General features: G+C 57.7%; 6 protein-coding genes. All 6 read right to left on the bottom strand.

Going from position 1 to position 5,252, the window contains the following annotated elements; genetic code table 11:
• Positions 1-296, bottom strand: a 296-nt coding sequence (locus tag VGE80_RS21970; RefSeq protein WP_440594132.1) for an anion permease, incomplete at its 3' end; no start/stop codon positions are given.
• Positions 297-482: 186 nt separating this feature from the next.
• Positions 483-2,162 carry a dihydroxy-acid dehydratase gene (gene ilvD, locus VGE80_RS21965; RefSeq protein WP_440594131.1) on the bottom strand — a complete coding sequence of 560 codons (1,680 nt, stop codon included), beginning with the start codon at positions 2,160-2,162 and terminating at the stop codon, positions 483-485.
• 384 nt (positions 2,163-2,546) lie between these two features.
• Entirely contained in the window at positions 2,547-2,834 is a 288-nt protein-coding gene (locus VGE80_RS21960; RefSeq protein ID WP_373649421.1) for a putative quinol monooxygenase, read from the bottom strand.
• Positions 2,835-3,040: 206 nt separating this feature from the next.
• Positions 3,041-4,042, bottom strand: coding sequence for a phenylalanine--tRNA ligase subunit alpha (gene pheS, locus VGE80_RS21955; protein ID WP_373649420.1), 1,002 nt, complete (start codon positions 4,040-4,042; stop codon positions 3,041-3,043).
• A 217-nt stretch (positions 4,043-4,259) separates the two neighbouring features.
• Positions 4,260-4,631: a 50S ribosomal protein L20 gene (rplT, locus tag VGE80_RS21950; RefSeq protein WP_373649419.1), complete on the bottom strand. Its 372-nt coding sequence runs from the start codon at positions 4,629-4,631 to the stop codon at positions 4,260-4,262.
• An 88-nt stretch (positions 4,632-4,719) separates the two neighbouring features.
• Positions 4,720-4,920 (bottom strand): 50S ribosomal protein L35, encoded by a 201-nt coding sequence (gene rpmI, locus VGE80_RS21945; protein ID WP_373649418.1) that lies wholly within the window; start codon positions 4,918-4,920, stop codon positions 4,720-4,722.
• Between the last annotated feature and the right edge of the window lie 332 nt (positions 4,921-5,252).

The following is a 5,252-nucleotide window of genomic DNA, read 5'->3' as shown; positions in this document are numbered from 1 at the left end:
TTTGCCGACTGAATACCGCACACAGGAAACAGGGCCAGCGGCAAGAGGCTGGTGGCGGCGATGGGGATGGCCTGAGTCACCCACCAGACGGCCATCCAGAGCGTAACGGCCAGCAGTCGCTGCGCGGCGGGGTTCAGTCCTTCAACAGCAGGCATCGTGGCGACGGCGAGAAACACCAGCGGGCCGAGGAATCGACCGATGCAGCCCATCCAGCCAGGATGTGCTTCTTCACCACTCGCCCCCGTGTCATCCTCGTCCACATCGGCATTCATGGTGAGAGCCTCATCAGAGTTCATGCCGGGTTCCTGGGGACGGAAGCGAGTTGTGGAACAGAACTGTCTGGTCGGTGCGATGGGCCTTCATGAGGGATGCCTGCACAGACGGCAGGCATCCCATGAGTGAAACAGAGGACTGAAGGCAGGACGGGCAGGTCACACTACGCTCGCGTGGGCGTTCAATCCACGCGGCGTTGTGAGCAGTTGTCACTCGTCGGTGACGCAGCCTTCGGAGGCACTCTTCACGTTCTTGATGTACTTGTAGAGGGTCCCGCGATTGGCTTTCAGTTCTGGGGCTTTCCATGTCGAACGGCGTTTGGCGAGTTCTTCATCGGAAAGAGAGAGCACGATCTGGTTGGAGTTGGCGTCGATCGTGATCGTGTCACCGTCCTGAACCAGGGCGATCGGTCCCCCCACCTGAGCTTCCGGTGTGACGTGGCCGACGATGAAGCCGTGCGAACCACCCGAAAACCGGCCGTCGGTGATCAGTGCGACGTCGGATCCCAGACCGGCTCCCATAATGGCCGAGGTGGGTGTCAGCATTTCTGGCATACCGGGGCCACCCTTGGGGCCTTCGTACCGGATGATGATGACGTCACCCTTCTGAATCAGGCCGTCTTCGAGACCCTTCAGCATCAGCTCTTCGGAATCGAATACGCGAGCCGGACCCTTGAAGATGAGTCCTTCTTTGCCGGTGATCTTGGCCACGGCACCTTCCGGACAGAAGTTGCCGCGCATGATCCGGATGTGACCCGATTCCTTGAGCGGCGTTTCCAGCGGCTGAATGATCCGCTGGCCTTCGGCGAGTCCCGGCAGGTTCTTGAGGTTCTCGGCGAGGGACTTGCCGGTCACTGTCATACAGCTGCCGTCGAGCAGACCCTTCTCGAGCAGGTACTTCATCACGGCTGGGGTTCCGCCGACATGATGCAGGTCTTCCATCACGTACTTGCCGCTTGGCTTGAGGTCGGCGATGTAGGGGATACGGTCACTGACGGCCTGGAAGTCGTCGATCGTCAGAGGAACATTCACAGCACGCGCCATGGCGATCAGGTGCAGCACGGCGTTGGTTGAGCCCCCGGTCGCCATGATCACGACCATCGCGTTTTCGAAGGCGGCCCGGGTCATGATGTCACGGGGCTTCAGGTCCATTTCGAGCAGCGTGCGGATGGCTTTTCCGGCTGCCATACATTCACCCAGCTTCAGCGGGTCTTCGGCAGGGATCGATGAGCTGTAAGGGAGTGCCATCCCCATGGCTTCAATGGCAGATGCCATCGTGTTCGCGGTGTACATCCCGCCGCAGGCCCCCGCGCCGGGACAGCTATGTTCGACGATCGACTGGCGGACTTCATCGGTGATCTTGCCGGTGATGTATTCGCCATAGCACTGGAATGCCGAGACGATGTCGAGCTTCGGATGCAGGGGGATACAACCGGCCTTGATGGTGCCACCGTAGATCATCAGCGAGGGGCGGTTCAGGCGTCCCATCGCGATCAGACAGCCGGGCATGTTCTTGTCACAGCCGGGGATCGAGATGTTGGCGTCATACCACTGAGCCGACATGACCGTTTCAATGCTGTCGGCAATCAGGTCGCGGGACTGGAGTGAGAACGACATCCCGTCGGTTCCCATCGAGATTCCGTCGCTCACCCCGATCGTGTTAAATCGCATTCCCCACAGACCGGCCGCAGTGACACCCTCTTTGACTTTTTCAGAGAGCTTGTTGAGGTGCATGTTACAGGGGTTGCCGTCGTACCAGACGCTGGCGATACCGACCTGAGCCTTATCCATGTCTTCACGTTTCATGCCCGTCGCGTACAACATGGCCTGCGAGGCCCCTTGCGAACGTGGCTGCGTGATGCGGGAACTATATTTGTTGATTTGCGTCATGATGAGGTTCACTAAAAGAAGTTGTTTTGAACGGTCTTATCTACAGGAGATAAGGAAATCGGTTACTGATGACTGGCGTTCGTTGTGATCCCCTGCGAGTGGCATAGCAGGGGACTTGTTCTGGCGTTTGATAACGGGTGTCGCGTCTGTCTGTCGAAATTCTTCAGGCTGCAAAGCGGCGACGTACGCTGCTCGAACGTATTCCTGATTCCTGTCCCGAAGTGGATTCTGGAGATGGCCTGGAACGCGGGACTTATCGGTGTCATCCAGCCGCTTGCGTCAGGTCGAGATCGTCCTTCACTCGAGAGGGAGCGGATGCCCACTTCACCTGCGGGCATCACAGATCAGAAATGCTGCGTGGCCTGTGTCACGGAGCTGGCTCCGTTATTCGACCAAGGTCGATGGGTGGGGGACTCGTTCGACGCGCGGCAAGACCTTGGGGACATAGATCGTGGTGTAAGCCTTGTCCTTGCGATGAGCATCAATCGCGGCCTGGTCGGCCCAGTGCTCGTTCAGCAGGAAGACGCGGGGATCGGTCTGCGAATGATAGACTTCAAACCGAAGGCAACCGGGTTCCTGTCGAGACAATCGCCCCTGTTCTGCCAGCAGGCTCTCAATCTCGGCAACGTCGCTGGCCTCTTTGACGGTCAAGACAATGTTGACGTAGATCATGCTCTCTCCTTCGATTCCATCAAACCCATCGAGAGGTTCCGGTCAATCGGATGCCACACAACGTCCGACTCTCTTACCAACTGCTGCCATGGCCCCGCGACAGGACAAGCCGACAGACGTGATTGTTCGCCAGTTCTGAGGAACCTGCGGGCGATCCGTCCCCCTGATTCCACTCCCTCTGAACCGACCTTCTCGCTCTCGTTCAATCAGAACTGCTGCAGGAACCGGATGTCGTTTGAGTAGAAGTGGCGAATGTTCTTGATCCCGTGCCGCATCATACAGAATCGTGCGATGCCCAGCCCGAAAGCAAATCCACTGACCTCATCTGGATCATACCCGACCGCCCGCAGGACGTTGGGGTCGACCATCCCCGCTCCCCCCAGTTCCAGCCAGCCGTCACCCCGCTGAACATCAAACTCGACGCTCGGCTCGGTGAACGGGAAGAACGACGGACGGAAACGAACGTGAACGTCTTCACCCAGATAAGCGGCGGCAAACAGTCGCAGCAGCGTCTTCAGTGAAGCCATCGTCACATCGGGACCGACCATCAGACCTTCCATCTGATGGAACATGATGTGGTGTGTATCGTCGATCTCGTCGGGACGATAGACACGTCCGACCGAGACGATGCGCACGGGCGGCTTGCGGTTCTCCATCACCCGAATCTGGATGGTCGAGGTTTGGCTGCGGAGCAGGCGCGGGCCACCTCCTGCAACACCGGCCGTGGCGAGGTAGAAGTTATCCAGCGGATCGCGGGCAGGGTGGTCGTCCGGGATGTTCAGAGCGACGAAGTTGTGCCATTCGTCCTCGATCTCGGGACCGTCTTCCACTTCAAACCCGAACCGCGACATGATCTCCTGGAACTCGTTGATCGTCTGTGTCAGGGGGTGCAGCTTCCCGAGCGACGGTCGAATCCCCGGCAGGGTGACATCGATCGCGGTGGCAGCCACTTTGGTCTGGCTGAGCTGCTGCTGTCGCTCTTCCCAGGCCTTGGTGACCGCTTCTTTGACTTCGTTGAAGCGTTTACCGACCTCGGGGCGCTGTTCCGGGGGGACGGTGGCCAATGTGGACTGCAGGTCTTTGAGCTTTCCCTGCTTCTTGCCCAGAAACTCAATTCGGGCCTGCTCGAGCATCTCGGCGTTCGTGGCCGCGGAAATCGCGGTGAGTGCTTCCTGCTGAAACTTGGCAAATATCTGACTGAGTTCCATTGCCACACGTGCCTTAAAATCTCGCCGTACGTTCCCGCTTCCCGTTACCGGATTCGCGCTGCCCCGGCGAGTCTGCCGGGGGAGGCGTGTATCGGGTTTCTGTGCGATACGACGAGAGTGTGCGAGAACGCCATGGGGAGTAAATACAAAAAGACACTGCCCCCTCGATCAGCGACGGGGGCAGTGTCTTATATCAATCACTTTTGACAAGCCGTTATCAAACGGCCTGGCCCGCCTTCTTCAGGCCCTCTCGGACCAGGGTCGTGACTTCGTCAAAGACTTCGGGGCTGTGAATCGCCATTTCGCTGAGGATCTTGCGATTCAGCTTGATTTCGGCGAGCGTCAGTCCGTGGATGAAGCGTGAGTAGGAAATGCCGCGCATTTCGGCTGCTGCCTTGATACGGACAATCCACAGGGCTCGGAACTCGCGCTTGCGGTTACGTCGGTCGCGGTAAGCGAAGACACGGTTACGAACAACCGTCTCTTTGACGAGGCGAAGCAGGTTCTTACGACCGCCATAGCTGCCTTTGACTTCGCGGAACAGGCGCTTGTGGGATCGACGACGAGCGACGCTAAAACTAATTCTCATGATGCCATTCGCTGAATTAGAACACAAACAGAGCAATCGACCAGGTCAATCGACGGCAATGTCGACTGACGTAGGCAGACGACGAAGATTAACCCGCAGGACGCAGTGCGTCACAAATCATTCTCGCGTCAGCTTTAATCAGAACGACGTCGTTGCGATTCTGGCGTTTCCGCTTGCTGGACTTGTGGCTCAGCAAGTGGCCGCGGTAGGCGCTACGACATTTGGCCTTGCCGGAAGCGGTCACTTTGAACCGTTTCTTCATACCTTTGTGCGTTTTTTGCTTCGGCATCGCCGTAATTCCTTGAATTCAAAGCTGCAATTCATGGCGTCCGTCCGGCGCAGTGAATTGCCCAAATCAGTGGGGCGAGGAGTATAGACGAATTCCGCCAAAAATTTCCAGCGACTTTTTCACTGTGTGGTCAGGTTTACCCAATCCGCACACTTTCGTCGACCGGAAGTTCTTGGTAGACGACCTTTTCCGGCCGTCTACCCACTTATTTCGAACCGTTTTTGTGAATCGACCGATCGGGGATCGGCGACTCAGGCTTTCGGTGAAAGGACGGCAGTCATGTTTCTGCCACCTTCCATCGAAGGAGTTTTTTCGACTTTGCTGACGTCTTG

The sequence above is a fragment of the Schlesneria sp. genome, assembly GCF_036405755.1.
Lineage (GTDB): Bacteria > Planctomycetota > Planctomycetia > Planctomycetales > Planctomycetaceae > Schlesneria > Schlesneria sphaerica.
Note: the sequence above shows the minus strand (reverse complement) of the source record. Positions and strands in the feature narration are given on the sequence as shown.